Genomic DNA, 22,451 nt, shown 5'->3' with positions numbered 1-22,451 from the left:
TTACATGTATAGACCAATTTACAACATTCATACAAAAATAACATCAAAAACTGATAGATATTTTAAAAGAATCTGCTAAAATGAAAGGGAGAACAGATTTTATTGACTGGTAGAACTAATGGTATGAAAAACTGGATTCATTTAGTATATAAAAAATGGAAAAAGTGACATATAAGCATTTCTATCCTTAATTTTTGTCGCTCAAAACAATAGATGGAGGGATGTTGTGTTGGAAAATAAAAAAGTTGGCAAGCGTTATACGAAGCAATTTATGCTTCATTTAGTAATGGTAACGCTAATGGTATTTGGGGGAATGGCACCGACGGTTTCAGCGATTGGAGAAGCACAGACTGCAACAAGTAGCGAAACGAACGAGCCGGTTGAAAAGGAATTGAAAGCGGATACCGAAGTTCCTAGTGCAGTTGAATCAGATGCTAAGAAAGAGGTTGTCAAAGAAGAACCATTTCTAAAAGAAGAGCTTGAACCTTCTGTAAGTAAGGACGTTCACGCTCCTGTTGTGGAAGAACAACCAAAAGAAGTAGAGACTCAAAAACAGACATTGACGATTTTAGGAACAACCGATGTACATGGAAATTTGTGGGACTGGTCTTATGAGGATTCAGCTCAAAAAAATGTAGGACTAGCAAAAGTCAGTACGTTCGTTCAAGAAACACGAAAACAAAATCCAAACACACTATTGATTGATAATGGTGACAATATTCAAGGAACACTCTTAACCGATGACCTTTACAATGTAAAACCAGAACTAGTGAATCAAATCCATCCCATGATTGCGGCAATGAATTACATGGATTATGACTCCATGACGTTAGGCAATCACGAATTTAATTTCGGTTTAGATTTAATAAAAAAAATACAAAATGAAGCTAATTTCCCACTATTATCAGCAAATACGTACAAAAAAGCTGATGGGCAACATTTTGTAGATGCCTATCGCATTAAAGAAGTTAATGGTGTTAAAGTTGCGATTTTAGGCTTAACAATTCCACATATTCCAGTGTGGGATGGTGGGAAAGTCGATTCTCTAGAATTTAAATCATTAAGAGAAGAAGCTAAAAAACAAGTTAAGCTACTAAAAGAAAAAGAACAGGCGGATATTATTGTTGCATCAATTCATGCAGGTTTAGATAATCGAGATCCAGAAGCAGCAGCTATTAACGTCATTGAAGAAGTGCCAGAGATTGATGCCTATTTAGTAGGACATGATCATAAAGACATCGCACGTAAAATTAAAGATAGTAATGGAACTGAAAAACCAGTTGGTGGCGCACAAGACACTGGAACTGGTGTAGTAAAAATTGATTTAGCCGTTTCAAAAACAGTAGATACTGAAAAATGGAATGTAGAAAGCAGTTCTGTTGAAGTTGTCAAAACAGCTAAATATCCAGCAGATGAAAAATTAAAGACTTTAACAAACAGCTACCACGAAACAGTCAATCAATTTATTAAAGACCCGATTGCAAAAGCAACAGCGGATTTCTTACCACAAGAAGAAGTTAAAGGAATCCCGGAAGCACAAATAAAACCAACAGCAATGATTTCGTTAATTAACAATGTACAAAAGCAAGTAACAGGAGCAGATATTTCAGCAGCCGCTCTTTTCAAAGCGTCTAGCTCGTTGCCAGCAGGCCCTGTTACTTTTGCAACGATTTTTGATATATATAAATATGCGAACACATTAGTAGGTGTAGAAATTACTGGTGCTCAATTAAAAAACTATATGGAACGGCAAGCTGCTTACTACAATCAATACCAAGCAGGGGACGTTACAGTTAGCTTTAATGAAAATATTCGCGTATACAATTACGATATGTTTTCTGGAGTTGACTATAAAATTGACATTTCGAAACCAGTAAACTCAAGAATTACTGACTTGACCTATCAAGGGAAAGCAATTAACGATACGGATTCCTTTAAATTAGCTATCAATAATTACCGCTACGAAGGTCTCAAAAGTGACGGCATTATTACTGCTGAACCTTATTATTCATCAGATCCTTTAACCTTGAGAAGTGCGATTGTAGACTATGTTAAAACCAAAGGTACCATTGATCCAACTGAAGAATTAGAAAACAATTGGGAAATCATTGGGGCAGATTTGACTCATTATCTAAGACCCTATATTGTTGAACAAGTTAACCTTGGTAATATCGAAGTTAAACAATCCGATACAGGTAGAACACCTAATATTGAATCTTTAAACGTTAATAAACTAATTGCAGAAGGAAAAATTCCAGAAGAAATAATCAATCAAAAAACACCTTTTACAATTATGCACACAAATGACATGCATGGAAGAATGGATGCAGATCTTAAAAACAACACACTTGGAGTAGCTAAATTAAAAACTTACAAAGATCAAATTCAGCCAACCCTAATGGTCGATGCAGGAGATGCTTTCCAAGGTTTGCCACTTTCAAATTATCGTCAAGGATTAGATATGGCAGCCGCAATGAATGCGGTAGGATATGATGCGATGACAGTCGGGAATCATGAATTTGATTTTGGTTACGACGTGGCTATGGCATACAAAAACGCGTTAAACTTTCCAATAGTATCGGCAAATGTGTACAAAGATGGGGCACGTTCATTTGAACCCTATACGATTGTTGAAAAAGCGGGACGTAAATACGCGATTATTGGTTTAACTACGCCTGAAACAGCAACAAAAACACATCCAGATAATGTTGAAGGTGTGACCTTTACAGATCCAATTCCTGAAGCAAAAGAACTATTAACGGAACTTAAAGGAAAAGCGGATTCGTATGTATTTTTAAGTCACTTAGGAGTAGATGAAACGACGCCAACCAAGTGGCGAAGTGATACTCTAGCTAAGTCTTTAAGTGAAGATACGGCGTTTAGCGATTTTGATATGGTCATTTTAGATGGTCATTCTCACACAGCCTTAAAAGAAGGTCTTCGATTTGGCAATGTTTTACTTGCGCAAACGGGTAATTATTTAAACAATGTTGGGATTGTAAACGCAGACTTTGGGAAAAATCCAAGCTCATTAAATGCTTCTCTAACACCAGCAGCTAGTTTAGCTGAATTAGTACCAGATCCAACAGTACAAGCCATTGTAGAAACTGCTAAAACAAACTTTGCAGAAGGAACATCAGAAGTAGTGATTCCTTATAATCCATTTACACTTAATGGCGAGCGAGACAATGTTCGTACAAGAGAAACGAATTTAGGAAACTTAATTAGTGATGCTTTGTATGATTACGGTCAAACTGGTTTTGCTCACCCCTCAGATTTTGCAGTCATTAATGGCGGGGGTATTCGTGCAAGCTTATTGCAAGGACCCGTGACAAAGGGAGATGTCATTGCAGTTCTACCATTTGGGAATATTATTTCGCAAGTTGCAGCAACTGGAGATCAAGTATATCAACTGTTCGAGCATTCACTTCGTTCAATGCCACGAACAGATAAAGAAGGCAAGGTCATTTTAGATGACAATGGACTTCCAGCATTAGGAGCTAATGGAGGCTTCTTACAGGCATCAGAATCGATTCGTGTCTATTACGATTCTACTAAAAAAGGCGCGGATTCAGAAGCTAAAACAGCAGGCGAACGCATTTTAAGAGTAGAATTGCTAAATAAACAAACAGGCAAATACGAGCCATTAGACAAAAAGAAAACTTACTATGTTACAACAAATGATTTCCTAGCAGCAGGAGGCGATGGCTTTACAATGCTAGGTGGGGAACGTGAAGAAGGGCCATCCATGGAAATGATTGTGATGGATTACCTGAAATCAGCCGGTACGCTTCGTGCCGTTTCAACTAAAGGAACGGTTGATTTGTCGAAATATGCTACGGAATTTCCAGGTGCACGTATTGTTTCAATGACGGAAGAAGACTTTTTAAATGCGAATAAACCAAAACCCGAAGTCCCAGGTAATAATGAATCGGGTATTGGAGAAGAAACAACTAGTCCAGGAACTGGAAGTACAGGAATTGGAAATCAAAGTAACAAACCAGCTGGCAATCAAAATTGGAACACGAATACCAACAATCAAGAAAAAATTTCTAACACAGAGAGGAATTTCCCAGCAACAGGAGAACAACAGGGAAACGAGTTGCTAAGTGGTTTTGCTTTACTTGCTTTGACAAGTGTAGGGCTATGGTGCAATAGTAGACGAAAAAAAACATCTTGATAAGTGGATAATTGATGAAAGGGTCAGACAAGATAGTCACGTCTGACCCTTTTTATTTTAAAAAATAGCGAATAAAATTTATTTTAAACCACCTGTTTTTTTAAATCTATGGTATAATATCAAATGCATGAGGAATTTATTTTTATAATGAAAAAACGTAAACCGATTTGGTTTTTAATTTCATAAAAATAGCCTATTAGCCAAATGTAAGGCTATTTTTTTTTGGAAAAGTTTGAGCATTAAAAAAACCTTTAGCAAAATTCGATAGAACATCGTATCTATCAAGTAAAGAGGGGGAGTTTGATGAAGTATTTAATTGGAGTTATCGGTATTTTTCTGATTTTAGGAACGGCATGGTTATTTAGCAAAGATCGTAAAAAAATCAAATTTCGACCAATCTTTACGATGTTGGTTTTACAGTTTGTACTAGGGTACATATTGTTGAATACTGGAGTAGGAAATTACTTAGTTTCTGGAATTGCAGATGGATTTGGCCAATTACTTATGTATGCTTCAGAAGGAGTAAATTTTGTTTTTGGTGATGTCATCAATCCAAAAGGGAATTCATTTTTCTTAGCAGTGTTGATGCCCATCGTGTTTATCTCAGCTTTGATTGGAATTTTACAATATATCAAAGTACTGCCATTTATTATTAAATATCTAGGTCTAGGCTTAAGTAAAATTAATGGTATGGGTAAATTAGAGTCGTATAATGCAGTCGCTTCTGTTATTTTAGGTCAATCAGAAGTTTTCATTTCAGTCAAAAAGCAATTGGATTTATTATCTGAAAAACGTCTGTATACGCTATGTGCTTCAGCTATGTCTACGGTTTCCATGTCGATTGTCGGTTCTTATATGATGTTGTTAAAACCAGAATATGTCGTTACAGCATTAGTTTTGAATTTATTTGGCGGATTTATCATTGTTTCGTTATTAAATCCATATGAAGTTTCTGAAGAAGAGGATATGTTGGAAGTTCAAAATGAAGAAAAACAAACCTTCTTTGAAATGCTAGGCGAATATATTATGGATGGTTTTAGAGTAGCAATTACAGTTGGAGCGATGTTGATTGGTTTTGTTGCATTAATTGCAATGATTAATGCCATTTTTGAAGGTGTTTTTGGAATCTCTTTCCAAAATGTATTAGGATATGCCTTTTCACCATTAGCCTTTTTAGTGGGAATACCTTGGAGCGAAGCCATTGATGCAGGAAGCATTATGGCAACTAAATTGGTTTCCAATGAATTTGTGGCAATGACCAACCTAAAAATGGGAAATCTTCAATTTTCAGACCGTTCAATGGCAATTCTCTCTATCTTTTTAGTTTCATTTGCTAATTTTTCATCGATTGGTATCATTTCAGGCGCAATTAAGAGCTTAAATGAACGTCAAGGAAATGTAGCAGCGAAATTAGGATTAAAATTATTATTTGGAGCAACCTTAGTTAGCTTTTTATCAGCTGCTGTTGCAGGCTTGTTATTTTAAGCTGAAAGATAATCATGCAAATAAAAAGTCAGTAATCTCAATGGCATTTTGCCTCAGATTACTGACTTTTTCTATTCTTCATTACATAATAAACGCTGGATTTTATCATGAGAGATATGTTCTAATCCCCAATTACAAATAACATCCAATACAGGAATCATACTTTGTCCGCTTTCTGTCAGAGAGTATTCAACATGAGGAGGAACTTCCTTAAAGATTTTCCGTCGAATAAGTTGGTCTTGTTCTAGTTCTCGTAGTTGATTGGTTAATGTTTTATGTGAGATTTTTTCGATGTATTTTTGAAGTTCATTGAAACGAACGGTTTTGCTTTCATAAAGTTCATATAGAATCATAATTTTCCATTTGCCTTGAATTAATTTCATGGTGGCATCAAATTCATTTAAATACATTTTTTTCGCTCCTTTAAACCAGTACATCGTTACTAAAAGGTTCCTTAGTGAAAAACAAGTGCGTACTAGTAATCTTCTAACAGTATAATATACTAAGAAGATAAATACACGAAAAGAGGAAAATGAGATGAAAAAATTAATTGTGATTACGGGTGCAAGTAGTGGTTTTGGAAAAGAAATGGCTTATTTATTTAGTAGAGCGGGGCATCCATTATTATTAATTGGACGTCGTGTAGACTTAATGGAGCAATTTAATTTGCCAAATACTCTTGTTCGAAAAGTAGATGTGAGAGATGCTAGTGAATTTGAAAAAGCTGTTCGTGAAGCAGAACAAAAATACGGAAAAGTTGATTTATTAATTAACAATGCAGGCATGATGTTGCTTGGAAATGTATGGGAACAAGATAGTGATGAGTGGCAAATAATGTTGGATATTAACATCAAAGGAGTCTTAAATGGAAGTAAAATTGTACTAAACGATATGATGGAAAGAAATGCCGGTTCGATTGTAAATATTTCTTCCATTGCAGGTCGTAAAACTTTTGGCAATCATGCGGTTTACAGTGCGTCGAAGTTTGGTGTTCATGCCTTAACAGAAACTATTCGAGAGGAAGTAGCTAGCACTAACGTTCGAGTAATGCTAGTTGCGCCAGGGGCTGCTGAGACGGAACTGTTGGGTCATACTACTAGCGATAGTATCAAAGAAGGCTATCAAGAATGGAAAGCAATGATGGGAGGGACTTCAATGAATCCTAAATACGTGGCTGAATCTGTTAAATTCATGTATGATTTGCCACAAGAAGTGATTATTCGAGAATTGCTGATTGCTGCTACGAAACAAGACGCCTAATCATTTTTAAGTTGTTGAATAATGTTTCGCTTCTTAGTGCTATCTTTGCTATAATAAATTGGATTGCGTATCTAGTAGAACGTAAAATAGGATTTGATAGTATCATTAAAAAGGAGCCATTAGAATGACCAGAAAAAGAGGATTTGAAGTAATAAGTAAGTATCAAGATCAAGGAATCAATCTCCCAACAAGAGCTACTAAACAAGCAGCAGGTTATGATTTTGAAGCATCGGAAGATGTTGTCATTCCTACTTTTTGGAAAACATTAGTAAAAAATGTGATTTGGGAAGTAACGAATGCATTTAAAGATACAGAGATTACGATGGAAGATCAAAAATTTTTAAAACCCGTGTTAGTACCAACTGGCATCAAAGCATATATGGGGGCTGAAGAATATTTGCAGCTAGCAAACCGTTCCGGGAATCCCTTGAAAAATTTCTTGATTTTAGCTAATGGTGTTGGTGTAATCGATGCAGATTATTATGGCAATGATGCTAATGAAGGACATATTATGTTTCAATTTATCAATTTTGGTTTAACAGATAAAGTTATTAAAAAAGGTGAACGAGTAGGTCAAGGCATCTTTTTACCCTTTTTGAAAGTAGATAATGATACATCTGAAACAGAACGCACAGGCGGATTTGGTTCTTCAGGCAACTAGCAAAAAAACATCCCATATGTTTAATGGGATGTTTTTTTATTTATTATTTTTTACATAATGCAATTCAGAAAGAAGCTTAGTTACTAATTTTAAATCTTTTTTAGTAGGAATCGGATTCCAATGAAAAACAGGTATATCTTTACTAAAAATTTTAGGTATTGAAACATCGGTTATAATCAAATCAATATCTTCGATGTGTTCATTAAATACAATCGGAAAAGGATTTAAATCTTTCATTTGCTCTTGTAAAGAATCTCGTTCGATGACATTTAAACCAGAAGCAAGGTAAATCGAAACGGGTTTTTCTTTTCTTTTTAGCAAATCAAGGACTAAAATTAAATACTGTGGGATCAATTGATTGTTGCGTTTAAAAATAAGTGAAAAATAAGGTTCATCTCTTTCTAATTTTAAACAGAATTGTTTAATTTTCACATAGTTATCTGGAGAGCGCTTAAAAATGTTAGAACCATTGTCTAAAATACCATAAACATTACTAGGTCCAATTAAATATAGTGCGCGGCTGTGTAGAGAGAGTAAATTTGTATAAAGGTAGAAATACTCGTTCGGAGTTAACGAAATTTCAAAAAATGTACAGAATCGTTTAATCCATATTTGACTAGCAGTAACAGGTACAAATTCATGATTTGTATCAATATCAACAACTGAATAAAAATCATGATGAGAAAAAGAGCTGGTGGTCGCTAATGAAAAATACAAAAACTGCAGTTCGTATTTCGTCAATAACTCAGCAGGCAAACTTAAAGTTTCAGCTAAAGTCAGTGCAAATTCTCGGAATTGGTCGTAGGAAAGATTGTGGTTTTGAAATTGTTGATAGTCTTCTTCATAATCAATGACATAACCCTGTTTAATTCGAATTAGAGAAACTGCAATCCAGACAATCATTTTATTAACATCAGGAATGGGAAGATTTTTAAAATTCTTTGTAATATCATGAAGAGTTACTTGTAATCTATGCAAATCAATATCCGGGAAGGGCCATTGTGTAGAGCTATACGATTCCCAAAAAAAAGTATAGTAGAAGTAGCGAATTTGATGTTCTTTACCAACAATCATTTGATTTTTTGCAAGATCTAAAGTTAAATCATATTGCTTCACTAAACGTTTTAAGCTGTCCAAATAACGTTTAGTGGTTGAAACACTTTGATAGTGCTTGGCAGAAAATTGAGAGATGTTCGTAAAATCTTGGTTGAAAATATCTAAACAAGCCTTAAAATTGATGGACTGTTCTAAATAATTTACATAGAGTATTTGAGGATCAAAGGAATCAACAAGCGTAAAAATAATGTTACGCTCATTTTGAAAATCTAAATGAATATCCTTTTCTAAACAAAATTGAAGAATATCTTGTTGAAAAGCTTGTAACAATCTAAGAGTTGTTCGCTTATCTAGACTAAATTTTTTAGATACTGATGAAATGGTTTGAATTTCGTCAGATTCCTTTAAAAGATAAAATAGTTTTAATTTATTTAAGGCATCTTTATTTAGTAACCGTATCAAAATGTAACCTCCTAGAAAATGAAAGATGAGTAAGAGCTTAACTAGTTCAATTTATGTCGTAATATACACAAATTGAATAAAAAAACGCGATTATTCAGTTTTTTTGTTTTTTTAATTCAATTTTATGCAAAAAAACATCTTTTTTTTTATTAAATTCCAATGAATGTAAACGGTTTATGCGAGTGTATATAATATTAATTAAGGTATAAACTGATAATTGCTATAAGAAAAAGCATAAAATGAATCTTCCTAATTAATCTGTCATCGGATATAATGAGAATACAGCTATAAAAAAGCTGTAGGATTGTTGATACGACAGGTGACTCTAATCGGTTTTTTCAATAAATAGTAGCTTCATTTTAACAGAAAATAATTAAAACCTAAATAGAAAACCAGTGAAAGTTGTCTAGATAAAAAAATATAGAAGAGGATTGGTAGAATGAAGTCACTAATAGAACAAAAAGACAGCAGAAAACTTGCTTTACTAGACTATTTGGCAGTAACTCAAAAGACATCAGTAGACGCTTGTAGTGCCTATTTAAATATAAGTGAAAAAGTTTTACTATTAGAACTGATGCAACTTCAAAATTTTATAGAAACCTGGGCAGACCAACTAAACATTACAATTGAAAATGATACAATTTCATTTAGTAAAAATCCAACTTTTGAAATGGAAAACGTCTATGTTGCTCTTAGAAAAAATTCTACTTTCTATTTATTACTTAACGAATCATTTCAATCAAAAGAAGCAACATTAAATGATTTTGCAGAAGCATATTACTGTAGCTATAATTATGTTTACCGTGCGAAAGAAAGAGTAGCACAATACATTGCGGAGTATAATTTTCAATTTGATTCAAAAACATTAGCGCTAAAAGGCAATAAACAAGCACTTCGGTTTTTCTTTTACAATTTCTACTGGGAGGTTCTAAAAGGAAAAGATTGGCCTTTTGGAAAAGAACTTAGAATCGAATTAGAAGATAAGCTAAAAGGGATGGAAGCAGACATTACGTTAACACCAATTGAAAAAGAAAAATTCCTTTATTGGATGGCTATCTGTTACCTACAAGTTAAAAAACAACAAACAGTGGATCAAAATTCTTTGTACCAAATAGTTGCGGAACAAGACCCACAATTTGTAAAAGTAAAAGAGCAATTAGCTTCTCTTTACGAAACAACTGAAATTGATGATGAGGTCAAAACAGAAGAAGTCTACTTTTTATATTTTGGGTTACTACTGGTTCAAGAAAAAAACATCTTAAGCACGATTAGTTCAGCGGATAAAAAAATCTTGGCCGAAACGAAACCGTTAATTCAAATGAAAATGAAATTAGCAAAAGAAAATAATTTAAAATTTAAATAAAACAGCAATTTACGGTTGCTGTTTTTTTCTAGTTGAAAGATAGATTGAAAAAAAAAAAGCATCTGGTCGCTTGGTGTAGCAAGGGTTTCTATTGTTTCATTAAATTTAGTTCATTTAAATTACAAGTAAAGATACATTTTTACTGAAAATAAGATATAATGAGAATTAGTGAATAACTCTAGTTTTAATTTAAAAGAGATGATTACAATAACACAATAAGGGGAAAGCAAATGACAGAGAAAAACAATAATCAAGAAGAGCAAAACGAGTTAAAAAATAGCGAGGAAATGGCAAGTGAAGAGACTACTGAAAAAGCAGAGCAAGTACTTATTGAAAAAGAAGAAGTTGTTGAAGCAAGTGAATTAGAAGAGGAGTTTGAAGATGATCTAGAAGATTTTTCAGATGAAGAACTTGAAGAAGAACCTAAAAGTAAATTAGCTAAATACATGGGGCCAATTTTATATAGTCTATTGGGAATTATGATTGTCGCAGCACTAATCTTTACTTATTACGTGTTCCCATTCTTTAGCAAGGTTTCAGGTGAATGGACGGGTTCCAGTGCTTCAGGAACTTTTAAAATTGTGAACAAAGGCAAAGATTCAGAATTTCGTTTTGTTGATATGAATGGAACCAAAGGCTTAGATTTAATTTTTGAAAGCAACTTAAGTCGTAAAGGTGTTAATCAGTATGATGTAACGAACACCAAAGTGAAATTATCATTGTCTAAAAAAGATATTTCTAAAGAAAATATTGAAGCGATGAAAAAAGAAACAAAATTAGTAAAAGTTGAGAAAGAAACAGCTAAGGAAGTTATTTTAAGCTATACAAAAGAAGGAATCAAATCAAGCTTTGGTGATACTAAACTAAACGATCTCTTTCATTACCAACTATCTGATATCAACTGGATGTTAAAAGGTGAAACACTTGTGTTGAAAAATCAAGTATTTGCAAATCCTTCATTAGATTTCCAACGTAAATAATCTTTCAAATAATCTTAACCAGACGTGCGTCTTGGTTAAGATTATTTTTTTTTGAGGATATCATTATCCTTTTATTTAAACTCTGTGCTATACTCAATTTAATTAAAATAAATAGAAAGAAGGAACCAATCATGCCTTTAAATATCTATTTAAATTTCAAAAATCAAGCAAGAGATGCAATCGAATTATACGAGAAAGTATTTTCAGTAAAATGTCAGGATATTATGACCTATGGAGAAGTTGAAATGGAAGGGGCACCTCCCATGGATGAAGCAACTAAAAAGCTCATCATGAATGCCAGTATTGAAATGGAAGGTACGAAAGTCATGTTCGCTGATGTTCCTGATTTTATGGAGTATAAGCCGGGCGATAATATTACCTTAGTCATTGATACATCCGATGAAACTCAGTTAACTACTCAATTTAATCAATTAGCTGAAGGTGGGAAAATAACGATGCCCTTGACAGAAACATTTTGGTCTAAGAAGTATGGTCAAGTAATCGATAAGTTTGGCATTGGATGGCAATTTAATCTATCATAAAGTAAAAAGAGCCGATTTTTTGGATACTATTTCCAAGAAATCGACTCTTTTTAAACTATCATTTATTTTGAAAAATATATTGGTGTTTTGTTATTTTTATTCAAATAAATATTACTTTAGTGTAATAAAGTAATTCATATGTGTAAAAATATATAATACTGTGTAAGCTCTCTGTGTAAGTGTTAAGTGAGGGAATACACGGTATTTCATTTGGCACGATAATTGCTTTGTACATAATTGGGATGGCAAAATATGTAAAGGAGGGTTGACGTATTATTCTGTAATTTAATCAGCTTTAATAAAAAAAGAAGATTAAACTGTGTTCTCAATAATATTCAAAGATATGGAGTTAAGAAAACTTTAAATGATAGCGTTTTCTTAAAAAGCTACAATTCTATTAGACTCTAATAGAAAACTAACTAAAAGAGGTGTCAAAATGAAGAAAATGAATCGAAAAGTTTTTGGAACATTTGCTACTATTTTGTTAACATGTGGATTAGCTGCTTCAACAGTTGTAACGGTAGCGATTGCTTCACCAGAAAAAGTGCAGGCAGCAGAAACAGCTCCTTACCGCAACGTGATGTATTATGGTGATTGGTCAATCTGGGGTGGAGAAGGAAACTTTTATCCAAAGGATATTCCAGCAGATCAATTAACACATTTGAATTTTGCTTTTATGGATTTTGATAGCAATGGGAATTTTAAATTTACAGATAAAGATGCAGCAGTCGGTGCACCAGTTGGACAAGAAGGCGTTCAATGGGGTGGAGCAAATGCGGGCGTATTAAATGCCCTCCAAGATTTACGTGCAAGCAATCCAAATATGAAAATTGGGATTTCAATTGGCGGTTGGTCAAAATCAGCAAACTTTTCAACAGTTGCTGCAAACCCAACAGCAAGAGCGAATTTTGTTGCCAATGCTATGAAATTTGTTAAATATACAAACATGGATTTTGTCGATATTGATTGGGAATATCCAACTTCTGTTCGACAACCAGACACTGTAGATAATAAAAATGATACAGGAACTCCAAATGCAACACCAGCAGACAAAGACAACTATATTACACTATTAAAAGATTTGCGTGCAGGCTTAGAAAAGCAAGGAACTGAAATTGGCAAAAAATATGAACTAACTGTTGCTTTACCTGCCTCTCAAGGAACACTAGCAGCAGGAATTGACGTGGCCAACTTATTTAAAGTCGTTGATTTTGCAAATGTTATGACCTATGACATGAATGGCGCTTGGGGCAATCAAAGTGCGCACCATACAGCTTTATATGGCAATCCAAAAGACCCTCAATACAACAGTGGACTGTCTGTCGATCAAACGGTTAAGTATCTTGAAGACAAAGGTGCATCCCCAGATAAAATTGTTATTGGCTCCGCTTTCTATACAAGAGGTTGGAATAAGGTAGCGCAAGGAAATGACCCATTACAACCAGGACTTTTCCAAGCTGCAGAAAAAAACAATAAAGATGCTGATTTATCTTTGACCTATGGTGCTAAAAATGAAAAACCTTTAACTTCTGGTGATGGTGGACGAGCTGGTGGTGTTTGGGCGTACCGTAGCATCGATGCGTTGAAAAAAGCGACGACAGGTTTGACTGAATATTGGGATGACGTGGCGAAAGCACCTTATTTATACAGTAAAGATACGGGTGAATTTTTCAGTTATGACAATACACGCTCAATTGGCTATAAATCGCAATATGTAAAGGATAAAAAGCTAGGTGGAATCATTTCGTGGATGCAGTCACAAGATAAACCAACGACTTCAACAAAACGCGATGAATTGACAAAAGCGATTAAAACAGGCCTATTAGGAAACACTGCAATTCCGAGTAATCCAATCGTTTATACAAATTTAAATGTTCAAGCAAGCATCACGCCTTATAACGAAAATGGAGCAGGATACGAAATTACAATCAAAAACAATGAAGTTGCAAATGAAAGCAATGAAGTTCTAAAATTAACAGAACTTGCTTTTGAAACGGTTAAAACTCCAAAATTCTATTTAACAACAAGCGCAAATGAAACACTAACGGCGGGTGATTATACTGCTGGAACAGTAACAACAGCAAATGGCATGACTGCAATTGACCTTTCATCTGTTTATGACGGTCAAACGATTCCACAAGGAGCCTCATATAAATTCCGTTTGAAGTCAAGTGCAGCTACAGTTGATGTTAAAAATATTCAAAAAATTAGTTTAACTCAACGAATGGCAAAAAATGGCGTTGAGCTAGGTAAGCAAGATATTTATACAGGTAATGGCGAAGTAACACCGCCCGATCCAAGTGATACTGTAGCACCAAGCATTCCAACTAATTTAGTAGCAAGCAATGTAACGGGTTCGACAGCAACTGTTACATGGTCTGCTTCAACAGATAATATAAAGGTTGCAGGTTACAAAGTACTTCGTGATGGAGTGGAAGTTAGCAATGTTACAAACGGTGTGAGCTTTACAGATACTAATTTAAAAGCATCAACCACTTACAATTATACAGTTAAAGCTTATGACGCAGCTGGAAATAGTTCAGCAGCAAGTGCAGCTTTAGTTGTAAAAACAACGGATACACCACCACCGGCAACCAATGAATGGAGTGCAACGAAAGTCTATGTTGGTGGAGATATCGTCACTTATCAAGGTCACCAATATAAAGCTAAATGGTGGACACAAGGCAATACACCAGGAGCAGAAGTCGGAGGACCTTGGGAACTAATTAAGTAAGAACTTAAATCTATAAAGATGAAAGCCTATCCGAATAAAGATAGTGCCTTTCATCTTTATATTTCTTTTAAGAACAGTAGGGGGATTGATAAAAATGACTGTTAAAAGAATTTCGTTAGAACTGTGGGAGCAGTGTAAAGTAGTTGTGCTAGGAATTATTACTCATGAAGGAATACCTGAAATGAAGGGATTGGTTACACCAATCAGCTATGTAGGATTAAAAACATTCTATTTTGATATCACAAACTATCAAATTGAGGCATCATTTTTTGAATTGCCTGTGACAGGAATCATTTGCTATTATAACCAAACAATTTTTAAAAGTGTAACAATCAATGGTCATATCCATTTGTTAACAAAAGAAGAAGTTCAACACATTCAAATCTCTCAAAAAATAAATCCATCAGCTAAATGCCAAATCTTACAATTTACTTCACAAAATGGAACCTTATACAGTGATTATAAAACACATTTGTTTGATATTTAACTAAATAAATTCAAGGAACGGTTAAAAAATCATGTGAAAACTATCACGATACCTTTACAAATCACATAGAAAATGCTATTTTATTTTCAGAAAGAACAAACATGAAAATATAATTGTAAAATTAGTTATTAAGAATGGTTATTTAATTTATCAAGGATGGGGTTGTGTAGGATGGACGCACAGATTAAAAAAGATTTATTAGATTTTATTTGGAGTGAAGGTCTTTTAGCAAAGGGACATTTGGTGAGCTCGCCAGAACATCCTGAAAAAGCATATCGGATTATCATTAAAAAAGATGAATTCATGGATATTATCGCAGAACAAAACGGGGATATGTTAGTAGTCGTTCCTGAAAAATCAATTATGGCTTTTTCTAAAAAGACAGAAAAAACGTGGGAACCTAAATATTATGAAAATTTAAGTATTGAAGATAAATTAACTGCAAGAGTACACTTTTAAAAAAATAATCTCAGCAAGACACAAAAAAGGATACACACTAAAAACGTGGAATGAATTTCCTGTTAGTGTGTATCCTTTTTTGAGTGGTCTATAAACTTAAATATCCTCCTCAAATAACGCTAAAACTTGATTGAATGGTGAGGCAATTAGCTTGCTTTTTATTTTAGTAAGCAATGTTTCGTTGCCATTTAAATAGGCTGTAGCTAACGCCAGTAAGTAATTCTTATTGGCTTGTTTGGAATCATTGATAGCAAAAAAGGTATTGCCCATTTCATAATAAAGCTCGTCTACTCGTTTTGTAAGGTTTTGTTTTTGAATTATTTTTTGAGCGTGTTTATAGAGTTTAAAAGTCTTAGTATATTGTTGATTAGAATTGAAAAATTCAGTTGTATTTAAGTACAGATGAATCAGCTGTTGATAAGGAATGGCATCTACTTGATCGAACTTTTGGAGCTGCTTAATTGATTTTTCAAAATAAGTTAAAGCTTTTACACTGTCTTTTTGGAGTTGATAAGCAACGCCAATTGCGTTGGTTGTTAGTACATCAACAAAATCAATCATAGCCGTTGGATTCTCCATTAATAAAACTAAATTGAAATAATAAAGACTGTCTTCTAAACTTTTAAATACATAAAGTTGTGTTAAACCCAAAAAATAATTGTAATATTTTGTTTCCAAAGATGTAAAACTTTTTACTTTTGGATTGTGCTTTTCAATGAACTGATGTGCTTTTAGGTATTGCTGGTTGTCGCAAAACTCTTCCAAAGATTGGAAAAAGACATAATTTGAATGGTCGTTTGAATTTTCGATACAAACCTCATTAATGGGAATACCTAAACGTTTGCAAATATTATTTAAAATAATTAGGTTTGGTAACTTATCGTAATTTTCGATTTTACTGATAGTCACCTGCGTGCAAATCCCTTGAGATAACTCTTTTTGTGTCAACTTTTGCTGTTTACGAATTTTCTTGATTTTTTTCCCCAGAATGATCATGTAAAAGCCCCTCTCAACGGGTTATCTATGTAGAGAGAAAATAATTGGCGGAATAATAATAACGATTATTATTATATTACCATGTTTACAGGCATGATAAAAGCGAACAACAGAAAAAATAATGCTAAAAAGCTAAAAAATTAAAAGAAAACCATTATTTTAACGGACAATAAGAACGATGAAGAAATCGTAGATAGACGGATAAAACACAAAATGAAAGGGACTTTTATTGTTTTATAAAAATTTAAGTTAGTATTTAACAAAATAACGATTTCTTAAAGCTTTTTTCAAGGTTTTTTCATCTAGTTGAAACAATTCTATGTTAAAATGAACTTAATATGTTTTTCGATTAGATATAAGGAGGATAAAAAGAAGTGGCCAAGAAAAAAAGTACGAAATTTGTGTGTCAAGCTTGTGGCTACGAAACTCCTAAATGGATGGGGCGTTGCCCAAGTTGTGGCGCGTGGAATCAAATGATGGAAGAAATGGAAACCGATAAAAACGATCGCAGAAGCCGTGTTAGCATGTCTGGAAAGGCAGCTAAAGCTGAAGCAATTCAAGATATAACTGTTTCAAAAGAACCAAGAGTCAAAACAAAATTAGGTGAACTTAACCGTGTTCTTGGTGGCGGGGTAGTTCCAGGTTCACTTGTTTTAATTGGTGGCGATCCAGGTATTGGAAAGTCAACCCTATTACTTCAAGTGTCTGCTCAATTAAATCAAGTAGGTGGTAGAGTTTTATATGTTTCAGGAGAAGAAAGTGCAAGTCAGATTAAAATGCGAGCAGATCGATTAGAAGTAAAAGGATCAGACTTTTTTATCTACCCAGAAACAGATATGGCAGCCATTCGTCAAACGATAGAAGACATCAAACCTGACTACGTGATTATTGATTCCATTCAAACAATGAGCCAACCAGATGTTCAAAGTGTTGTTGGAAGTGTGAGTCAAGTACGCGAGAGCACGGCAGACTTGATGAAAATTGCCAAAAGCAATAATATTGCTATCTTTATCGTCGGTCATGTGACAAAAGAAGGTGCAATCGCAGGACCCAGAATGTTAGAACATATGGTAGACACAGTCCTTTATTTTGAAGGCGATCGACACCATACATTTCGAATTTTAAGAGCTGTAAAAAATCGTTTTGGTTCGACTAATGAGATTGGAATTTTTGAAATGCGTGATGGTGGATTAATCGAAGTACTAAATCCGTCTGAACTCTTTTTAGAAGAGCGTTTAGCAGGTGCAACGGGATCTGCTATTGTTGCTGCAATGGAAGGGACTCGTCCTATTTTAGTTGAAGTTCAATCGTTGATTACGCCAACCGTTTTCGGAAATGCAAAACGCACGGCTAGCGGGTTAGATCATAACCGAGTATCGTTGATTATGGCTGTTTTAGAAAAACGAGCAGGCATGCTGTTGCAAAATCAAGATGCTTATCTAAAAGCAGCAGGCGGTGTTAAACTAGATGAACCGGCTATCGATTTGGCGATAGCCGTCAGCATTGCTTCAAGTTATCGGGAAAAAGAAACCAAATCCACAGATTGTTTTATTGGAGAAATTGGTTTAACAGGGGAAATTAGACGTGTTAGTCGGATTGATCAAAGAGTTCAAGAAGCAGCTAAACTAGGATTTACACGCATGTTCATTCCCAAAAACAACATTGGTGGTTGGACTTTTCCAAAAGAAATTGAAATTGTTGGTGTGACCACCATTGCAGATACTTTAAGAAAGGCCTTTGGTGAAAATTAAGCATAATAACAAGGGTGCCGTTTTTTGCAAAGGCACCTTTAAATAGAGGAGGAATTTCTTTGACAAAAAAAATCATAACAACGATTCTAGTCATTATTGGGGGAAGTATCGGAGCAAGTTTTCTACCAGATGTCTGGAATCTATTCAATGTAACAAATGTGTTACTTAATAATACTGTCACGAATATTTTGTTTGGAGCCATTATATTTTTACTAATTTCAGTTGTTCTCGTGAAGTATATTGAACGTGGTGTGAAAAAAGCAGAAGCGTATTTAAATCAGCTAAGTGCAAGTTATTTGCTATTTGGTAGTATCGGAACGATTATCGGTTTATTAGTAGCCTTTTTAGTGACGATGCCTTTGATTGGGTTAAAATGGCCAGTTTTAAGCAGTACATTGCCAATTTTAGTTTATGTGATTTTTGCATATCTAGGGTACCGAATTGGAACAACAAGACGTGAAGAGTGGCGTAAATTATTTCAATCCAAACCTAAGAAAAATTCAGACGATGAAGGTCAAATGTTAGAACGTAAATATGATGAGAGTTATCGTAAGTATAAAATCTTGGATACTAGCGTCATTATTGACGGACGTATCTATGACATCGCCAAAACAGGATTTATTGAAGGGACACTGCTCATTCCCAATTTTGTGCTACAAGAATTGCAATATATCGCAGATTCTGCTGATAGCTTAAAACGAGTGAGAGGGCGCCGTGGTTTAGATATTTTAAATGCATTGCAAAAAGAGTCAGATATGAACGTTGAAATGTACGATGGAGACTTTGAAGATATTACAGAAGTAGATAGTAAGTTAATCAAATTAGCAAAATTACTAGATGGCGTTGTAGTAACGAATGATTTTAATTTGAATAAAGTTAGCGAGTTTCAGAATGTTCCTGTGCTTAATATCAATGAGTTAGCAAATGCTGTGAAGCCAGTCGTTATTCCAGGAGAAACGATGAATGTGATGGTTGTAAAAGCAGGAACTGAGCGGAACCAAGGGGTAGCTTATTTAGATGATGGGACTATGATTGTTGTTGAAGATGGTCAATTTTATATGAATAAAGCGATTGAAGTGGTTGTAACAAGTGCTCTTCAAACAGCTGCTGGACGAATGATTTTTGCTAAACCTGTTCACGCACAAAGAGGAATCAAAGATAAAGAATAGGAGCGGTCGCAATGGACTATGAGCTAATTTTACTAGCAGCTGGTCAAAGTAGGCGGATGGTGGCTTCTACGAATAAAATCTTACTGTGTATACTTGATCGACCTGTAATCGAGTATAGCTTAGAAACTTTTCTGCAAGATGAGAAATGTCTGCATATCGTATTAGTTGTCGAAAAAAACGAGCAATTGTTATTAGAAAAATTAATCAGTGAAAAATTTGGTTCAACAAAAACGCCAATTACGATTGTAGTTGGCGGAATGGAAAGACAAGATAGCGTGTATAATGGATTGGCAACTTTAAAAAATCAAGAGGGATTTGTTTTAATTCACGACGGAGCAAGACCGTTTATTGAACAAAAGGTTGTTGATGAACTTGTTAATAAAATGACACAAACAAATGCGGCAATTGTTGCGGTACCTGTAAAGGATACGATAAAATGTGTGCACAATCAGGTTGTAGAAAAAACAATTCCAAGAGAATCACTTTGGCAAGTTCAAACACCACAAGGTTTTTTAATTAAAACAATCAAATCTGCGCATCAAAATGCTAAAATAGAAGGATTCTTTGGAACGGATGATGCTTCTTTAGTGGAACATTACGGAGGGAAAGTGGCTGTAGTGACAGGAGATTATGATAACATCAAATTAACAACCCCAGAAGATATGTTGATTGGTGAAGCAGTACTTTTGAAGCGAAGAACAGAAGATAAGGACGGTAGAAAATCATGATGCGAATCGGACAAGGCTATGATGTTCATCAATTAGTATCTGGAAGAGAGTGTATTATTGGTGGCGTCAAGCTTCCTTATGAATTAGGTCTGCTAGGACATTCAGATGCCGATGTGTTGTTGCACGCCATTATTGATGCGCTATTAGGTGCAGCTGGAAAAGGTGACATCGGTCATTTCTTCCCAGATACAGATGAACAGTATAAAAACTGTGATTCACGATTTTTACTGAGAGAAGTTTGGGATATATTAAGTAAAGAAGGCTATTCATTAGGGAACATAGATGCTACAATTGTAGCGGAACGTCCTAAAATGCAACCTTATCTCGAAACAATGAAAATGCATATTGCCGATGATTGTCAAACAGTAATGACAAGGATTAACATCAAGGCGACTACTTCTGAGAAGATGGGATTTATTGGTCGTAAAGAAGGAATAGCCGCTATGGCTGTTTGTTTATTAGAGAAAAAGGTATAATTAGTTTAAGTCAATAAGGGAGTTGCTTGGCTTTTTAAATGAAGGCAAGTCAACAACCTAAAAATAAGAAAAGAGGAAACAATTATGACTAAGAAAATCCGTGTACGTTACGCACCAAGCCCAACGGGACATTTACACATTGGAAATGCTCGTACAGCATTATTTAATTACTTGTTTGCGCGTCACAATGGTGGAGATTTTATTTTAAGAATCGAGGACACTGACGCCAAAAGAAATATTGCAGATGGGGAATCTAGTCAGTTAGACAATTTAACATGGTTAGGCATGGACTGGGATGAAGGTCCTTCAAATCCAGGCAACTATGGCCCGTACCGTCAATCAGAACGTGGCGACATTTATGATCCATTAGTAGAACAGTTACTATTGAGTAATCGCGCCTATAAGTGCTACTGTACAGAAGATGAATTAGAAGCAGAACGTGACGCTCAAAGAGCTCGTAGTGAAATGCCTCATTATGCTGGGAAATGCGCTAATTTAACACCTGCACAACAAGCAGAAAAAGAAGCAGCTGGTTTAAAACCTGTTATTCGTTTCCGTGTACCACAAAATACAACGTATAGTTTTGATGATTTAGTAAAAGGTCCAATTAGCTTTGAATCAGGTAGTGTTGGTGGCGATTTTGTTATTGTTAAACGTGATGGCGTACCGACTTACAATTTTGCTGTAGCAGTTGATGACCATTACATGGAAATTAGCCATGTGTTACGTGGAGATGACCATATTGCAAATACACCCAAACAATTAATGATTTATGAAGCATTCGGTTGGACTCCTCCAACATTTGGTCATATGACCTTGATCATTAACAGCGAAACAGGGAAAAAATTAAGCAAACGTGATGGAAGTATTTTACAATTTATTGAACAATACCGTGATTTAGGCTATGTGCCAGAAGCGATGTTTAACTTTATTACGTTACTTGGTTGGTCACCAGTTGGAGAAGATGAAATCTTTAGTAAAGAAGAATTTATCAAAATGTTTGATCCAGAACGTTTAAGCAAATCTCCAGCAGCTTTCGACGCTAAAAAATTAGAATGGATTAACAATCAATACGTTAAAGCAACTGATTTAGATACATTGACAGACTTGTCATTAATTCATTTAATCAAAGCTGGCTTAGTTGAAGAAAATCCAACTCCTGAAAAAATTGAGTGGGTGCGTCAATTAGTTAGCTTATATCACGAACAAATGAGTTATGGTGCTGAAATTGTTGAACTTTCTAGCCTATTCTTTAGTGACGTCCCTGAGTTAGATGACGTAGCCAAAGACGTATTAGCTGGCGAAACGGTACCAGTTGTTTTGGAAGCCTTCCACAAAGTGTTGGATGAAATTGAAACGTTTGATGTTGCTAGCATTAAAGCTGGTATTAAAACTGTTCAAAAAGAAACTGGGATTAAAGGAAAGAACCTGTTTATGCCAATTCGTGTAGCTGTAACAGGTCAATCACATGGTCCAGAACTTGGTGAAACAATTGAATTATTAGGTCGTGCTAAAGCAAAAGCTCATTTAGAAGCAGCTATTGCAAATTTAGCTTAAACAGACTATAATACTAAATTAATAGTTAAAACAGTGATGAGAAGAAGTAAATTAATGTTGGTTCTAAAGAGAGTCTGAATCGGTGCAAACAGACGTTCCAACCTA

At 34.6% G+C, this 22,451-nt stretch carries 18 protein-coding genes and 1 other annotated feature (1 of these 19 cut by a window edge); of the genes, 15 read left to right on the top strand and 3 right to left on the bottom strand.

What is annotated here, in order from left to right; all coding sequences use genetic code 11:
- The first annotated feature begins 229 nt into the window (after positions 1 to 229).
- Complete coding sequence (locus AC07SW_RS06740) at positions 230 to 4,180, top strand: 5'-nucleotidase C-terminal domain-containing protein (RefSeq protein ID WP_494632497.1); 3,951 nt, start codon at positions 230 to 232, stop codon at positions 4,178 to 4,180.
- A gap of 303 nt (positions 4,181 to 4,483) precedes the next feature.
- Positions 4,484 to 5,665, top strand: coding sequence for a NupC/NupG family nucleoside CNT transporter (locus AC07SW_RS06735; RefSeq protein ID WP_034572268.1), 1,182 nt, complete (start codon positions 4,484 to 4,486; stop codon positions 5,663 to 5,665).
- Between the two features lie 71 nt (positions 5,666 to 5,736).
- Here the strand turns inward: AC07SW_RS06735 and AC07SW_RS06730 are convergent, their stop codons facing one another.
- Positions 5,737 to 6,075, bottom strand: a complete 339-nt coding sequence (locus AC07SW_RS06730) for a winged helix-turn-helix transcriptional regulator (RefSeq protein WP_494632496.1) — start codon at positions 6,073 to 6,075, stop codon at positions 5,737 to 5,739.
- 127 nt (positions 6,076 to 6,202) lie between these two features.
- Between AC07SW_RS06730 and AC07SW_RS06725 the strand changes: the two genes are divergently transcribed.
- Complete coding sequence (locus AC07SW_RS06725) at positions 6,203 to 6,925, top strand: SDR family oxidoreductase (RefSeq protein ID WP_494632494.1); 723 nt, start codon at positions 6,203 to 6,205, stop codon at positions 6,923 to 6,925.
- 124 nt (positions 6,926 to 7,049) lie between these two features.
- Positions 7,050 to 7,586 carry a dCTP deaminase/dUTPase family protein gene (locus tag AC07SW_RS06720; protein ID WP_034572259.1) on the top strand — a complete coding sequence of 179 codons (537 nt, stop codon included), beginning with the start codon at positions 7,050 to 7,052 and terminating at the stop codon, positions 7,584 to 7,586.
- A 36-nt stretch (positions 7,587 to 7,622) separates the two neighbouring features.
- On the opposite strand, the gene AC07SW_RS06715 is transcribed toward AC07SW_RS06720, so the two are convergent.
- Positions 7,623 to 9,104, bottom strand: a complete 1,482-nt coding sequence (locus AC07SW_RS06715) for an AcpB/EbpR/MafR family transcriptional regulator (protein WP_034572256.1) — start codon at positions 9,102 to 9,104, stop codon at positions 7,623 to 7,625.
- 439 nt (positions 9,105 to 9,543) lie between these two features.
- Here AC07SW_RS06715 and AC07SW_RS06710 point away from each other — a divergent pair, with 439 nt between their 5' ends.
- The 6 genes from AC07SW_RS06710 (at position 9,544) to AC07SW_RS06685 (ending at position 15,669) form a co-directional block, all read left to right on the top strand.
- A complete protein-coding gene (locus AC07SW_RS06710; protein WP_034572253.1) occupies positions 9,544 to 10,467 on the top strand; it encodes a helix-turn-helix domain-containing protein in 924 nt (307 codons plus the stop codon).
- Between the two features lie 230 nt (positions 10,468 to 10,697).
- The gene (locus AC07SW_RS06705; protein WP_051915703.1) at positions 10,698 to 11,447 is read left to right on the top strand and encodes a hypothetical protein; all 750 of its coding nucleotides are present in this window, start codon (positions 10,698 to 10,700) and stop codon (positions 11,445 to 11,447) included.
- Positions 11,448 to 11,578: 131 nt separating this feature from the next.
- Positions 11,579 to 11,989, top strand: a complete 411-nt coding sequence (locus tag AC07SW_RS06700; protein ID WP_034572250.1) for a VOC family protein — start codon at positions 11,579 to 11,581, stop codon at positions 11,987 to 11,989.
- Between the two features lie 436 nt (positions 11,990 to 12,425).
- Complete coding sequence (locus tag AC07SW_RS06695) at positions 12,426 to 14,723, top strand: glycosyl hydrolase family 18 protein (RefSeq protein ID WP_494632493.1); 2,298 nt, start codon at positions 12,426 to 12,428, stop codon at positions 14,721 to 14,723.
- A gap of 94 nt (positions 14,724 to 14,817) precedes the next feature.
- Positions 14,818 to 15,210 (top strand): hypothetical protein, encoded by a 393-nt coding sequence (locus tag AC07SW_RS06690; protein ID WP_034572246.1) that lies wholly within the window; start codon positions 14,818 to 14,820, stop codon positions 15,208 to 15,210.
- Positions 15,211 to 15,381: 171 nt separating this feature from the next.
- Positions 15,382 to 15,669, top strand: coding sequence for a hypothetical protein (locus tag AC07SW_RS06685; RefSeq protein WP_051915702.1), 288 nt, complete (start codon positions 15,382 to 15,384; stop codon positions 15,667 to 15,669).
- 96 nt (positions 15,670 to 15,765) lie between these two features.
- Here the strand turns inward: AC07SW_RS06685 and AC07SW_RS06680 are convergent, their stop codons facing one another.
- Positions 15,766 to 16,665 carry a helix-turn-helix transcriptional regulator gene (locus tag AC07SW_RS06680; protein ID WP_490424758.1) on the bottom strand — a complete coding sequence of 300 codons (900 nt, stop codon included), beginning with the start codon at positions 16,663 to 16,665 and terminating at the stop codon, positions 15,766 to 15,768.
- 374 nt (positions 16,666 to 17,039) lie between these two features.
- Between AC07SW_RS06680 and radA the strand changes: the two genes are divergently transcribed.
- The 5 genes from radA to gltX all read left to right on the top strand — a co-directional run bounded on the left by radA (position 17,040) and on the right by gltX (position 22,346).
- The gene (gene radA, locus AC07SW_RS06675) at positions 17,040 to 18,416 is read left to right on the top strand and encodes a DNA repair protein RadA (RefSeq protein ID WP_034572242.1); all 1,377 of its coding nucleotides are present in this window, start codon (positions 17,040 to 17,042) and stop codon (positions 18,414 to 18,416) included.
- A gap of 59 nt (positions 18,417 to 18,475) precedes the next feature.
- Positions 18,476 to 19,585 carry a PIN/TRAM domain-containing protein gene (locus tag AC07SW_RS06670; RefSeq protein ID WP_034572240.1) on the top strand — a complete coding sequence of 370 codons (1,110 nt, stop codon included), beginning with the start codon at positions 18,476 to 18,478 and terminating at the stop codon, positions 19,583 to 19,585.
- Positions 19,586 to 19,596: 11 nt separating this feature from the next.
- Positions 19,597 to 20,313: a 2-C-methyl-D-erythritol 4-phosphate cytidylyltransferase gene (gene ispD, locus AC07SW_RS06665; protein ID WP_034572238.1), complete on the top strand. Its 717-nt coding sequence runs from the start codon at positions 19,597 to 19,599 to the stop codon at positions 20,311 to 20,313.
- Entirely contained in the window at positions 20,310 to 20,789 is a 480-nt protein-coding gene (ispF, locus tag AC07SW_RS06660) for a 2-C-methyl-D-erythritol 2,4-cyclodiphosphate synthase (RefSeq protein ID WP_034572236.1), read from the top strand. Before ispD ends, ispF begins: the two co-directional genes overlap by 4 nt.
- A gap of 84 nt (positions 20,790 to 20,873) precedes the next feature.
- Positions 20,874 to 22,346 (top strand): glutamate--tRNA ligase, encoded by a 1,473-nt coding sequence (gene gltX / locus AC07SW_RS06655; RefSeq protein ID WP_034572233.1) that lies wholly within the window; start codon positions 20,874 to 20,876, stop codon positions 22,344 to 22,346.
- A gap of 24 nt (positions 22,347 to 22,370) precedes the next feature.
- Positions 22,371 to 22,451, top strand: a binding site (T-box leader) (it continues 134 nt past the right edge of the window).

The organism is Carnobacterium sp. GW821-FHT04C06 (assembly GCF_059420345.1).
This window is presented reverse-complemented; position numbering and strand designations above follow the sequence as displayed.

What these genes read in the sequence shown, in the direction of transcription:
- AC07SW_RS06735 (WP_034572268.1), top strand. Translation starts at nt 4,484, where the DNA reads ATGAAGTATTTAATTGGAGTTATCGGTATTTTTCTGATTTTAGGAACG.
- AC07SW_RS06730 (WP_494632496.1), bottom strand. Translation starts at nt 6,075, where the DNA reads ATGTATTTAAATGAATTTGATGCCACCATGAAATTAATTCAAGGCAAA.
- AC07SW_RS06725 (WP_494632494.1), top strand. Translation starts at nt 6,203, where the DNA reads ATGAAAAAATTAATTGTGATTACGGGTGCAAGTAGTGGTTTTGGAAAA.
- AC07SW_RS06720 (WP_034572259.1), top strand. Translation starts at nt 7,050, where the DNA reads ATGACCAGAAAAAGAGGATTTGAAGTAATAAGTAAGTATCAAGATCAA.
- AC07SW_RS06710 (WP_034572253.1), top strand. Translation starts at nt 9,544, where the DNA reads ATGAAGTCACTAATAGAACAAAAAGACAGCAGAAAACTTGCTTTACTA.
- AC07SW_RS06705 (WP_051915703.1), top strand. Translation starts at nt 10,698, where the DNA reads ATGACAGAGAAAAACAATAATCAAGAAGAGCAAAACGAGTTAAAAAAT.
- AC07SW_RS06700 (WP_034572250.1), top strand. Translation starts at nt 11,579, where the DNA reads ATGCCTTTAAATATCTATTTAAATTTCAAAAATCAAGCAAGAGATGCA.
- AC07SW_RS06695 (WP_494632493.1), top strand. Translation starts at nt 12,426, where the DNA reads ATGAAGAAAATGAATCGAAAAGTTTTTGGAACATTTGCTACTATTTTG.
- AC07SW_RS06690 (WP_034572246.1), top strand. Translation starts at nt 14,818, where the DNA reads ATGACTGTTAAAAGAATTTCGTTAGAACTGTGGGAGCAGTGTAAAGTA.
- AC07SW_RS06685 (WP_051915702.1), top strand. Translation starts at nt 15,382, where the DNA reads ATGGACGCACAGATTAAAAAAGATTTATTAGATTTTATTTGGAGTGAA.
- AC07SW_RS06680 (WP_490424758.1), bottom strand. Translation starts at nt 16,665, where the DNA reads ATGATCATTCTGGGGAAAAAAATCAAGAAAATTCGTAAACAGCAAAAG.
- ispD (WP_034572238.1), top strand. Translation starts at nt 19,597, where the DNA reads ATGGACTATGAGCTAATTTTACTAGCAGCTGGTCAAAGTAGGCGGATG.
- ispF (WP_034572236.1), top strand. Translation starts at nt 20,310, where the DNA reads ATGATGCGAATCGGACAAGGCTATGATGTTCATCAATTAGTATCTGGA.
- gltX (WP_034572233.1), top strand. Translation starts at nt 20,874, where the DNA reads ATGACTAAGAAAATCCGTGTACGTTACGCACCAAGCCCAACGGGACAT.